This window comes from Helicobacter sp. L8 (assembly GCF_003660355.1).
Classification (GTDB): domain Bacteria; phylum Campylobacterota; class Campylobacteria; order Campylobacterales; family Helicobacteraceae; genus Helicobacter; species Helicobacter labacensis.
The window spans coordinates 1-1,893 of the sequence record NZ_QXQR01000044.1 but is presented as its reverse complement, the minus strand read 5'-3'; the positions used below and the strand labels follow the sequence as shown (position 1 = coordinate 1,893).

Here is a 1,893-nt window from a genome sequence, read left to right as displayed (position 1 = left end):
TAACCCCCAAGCAAGAGAGTCTCAAACGCAACGCTTTAGCCCAAAGCAAACAAATGCTAAAGGGCAATTCTCTAAGAAAGGAGGTGATCCAACCGCAGGTTCACCTACGGTTACCTTGTTACGACTTCACCCCAGTCGCTGTGTGTGCCGTGGGCAGTAGCTACTTTAGCATCCTGACTTAAGGCAAACACAACTCCCATGGTGTGACGGGCGGTGAGTACAAGACCCGGGAACGTATTCACCGCAACATGGCTGATTTGCGATTACTAGCGATTCCAGCTTCATGCAGGCGAGTTGCAGCCTGCAATCCGAACTGAGAGATGTTTTTAAGATTGGCTCAGCCTCGCGGCATTGCATCTCTTTGTACACCCCATTGTAGCACGTGTGTAGCCCTAGGCGTAAGGGCCATGATGACTTGACGTCGTCCTCACCTTCCTCCTGCTTACGCAGGCAGTCTTCTTAGAGAGCTCAGCTTAACCTGTTAGCAACTAAGAAAGAGGGTTGCGCTCGTTGCGGGACTTAACCCAACATCTCACGACACGAGCTGACGACAGCCGTGCAGCACCTGTTTTCAGGGTCTAGCAAGCTAGACACTCCCCTATTTCTAGGGGATTCCTTCAATGTCAAGCCTAGGTAAGGTTCTTCGTGTATCTTCGAATTAAACCACATGCTCCACCGCTTGTGCGGGTCCCCGTCTATTCCTTTGAGTTTTAATCTTGCGACCGTACTCCCCAGGCGGGATGCTTAAGGCGTTAGCTGCATTACTGGGGGGACAAAGCCCCCCAACAACTAGCATCCATCGTTTAGGGCGTGGACTACCAGGGTATCTAATCCTGTTTGCTCCCCACGCTTTCGTGCAATCAGCGTCAGTATTGTTCCAGCAGGTCGCCTTCGCAATGAGTATTCCTCTTGATCTCTACGGATTTTACCCCTACACCAAGAATTCCACCTACCTCTCCCACACTCCAGAGTTGTAGTTTCAAATGCAGTTCTATGGTTAAGCCATAGGATTTCACATCTGACTTACAACCCCGCCTACGCACTCTTTACGCCCAGTGATTCCGAGTAACGCTTGCACCCTCCGTATTACCGCGGCTGCTGGCACGGAGTTAGCCGGTGCTTATTCGTCAGATACCGTCATTATCTTCTCTGACAAAAGGAGTTTACAATCCTAAAACCTTCATCCTCCACGCGGCGTTGCTGCTTCAGGCTTGCGCCCATTGAGCAATATTCCCTACTGCTGCCTCCCGTAGGAGTCTGGACCGTGTCTCAGTTCCAGTGTGTCCGTTCACCCTCTCAGGCCGGATACCCGTCATTGCCTTGGTGGGCTCTTACCCCGCCAACAAGCTGATAGGACATAGACCAATCCTTTAGCGATAAATCTTTCCCCCGTAGGGTGGTATTTGGTATTAATCACCATTTCTAGTGGCTATCCCAAACTAAAGGGCATGTCATCTATGCGTTACTCACCCGTGCGCCACTAATCCGCCTAGCAAGCTAGGCTTCATCGTTCGACTTGCATGTATTAGGCACGCCGCCAGCGTTCACTCTGAGCCAGGATCAAACTCTCCATAAAGTTAAGTTTAAATCCATCGCTCTTTAAAACTCACAAAGTGATAGCGTTGTTTCGTTTATAAAGAGACTTTGAAACAAAGTTGGGCATTAACCCCAGCCTTGCGCCAAGACTCTCTTGCTTGGATGTCAAAGAACATACCAAATCCCAAAAGACCAATGCGGAAAATGGCAAAAGCGCATTATAGAGTAAGAAAGCTTAGGGGGGGCTTAAAGTAGATGGGGCTACTGGCGTTTTTAAAACCCTAGTATGCTCATAGTTATGCTCATAGTGGGGTGAAGATCGCTCGTAACGCTTCTTTGAAACGGCTGAATTGCTTT

General features: G+C 49.4%; 1 rRNA gene. It reads right to left on the bottom strand.

The window, feature by feature from the left end:
- Positions 1–76: 76 nt before the first annotated feature.
- Positions 77–1,576, bottom strand: a 16S ribosomal RNA gene (locus EAO37_RS08950).
- Positions 1,577–1,893: the final 317 nt, after the last annotated feature.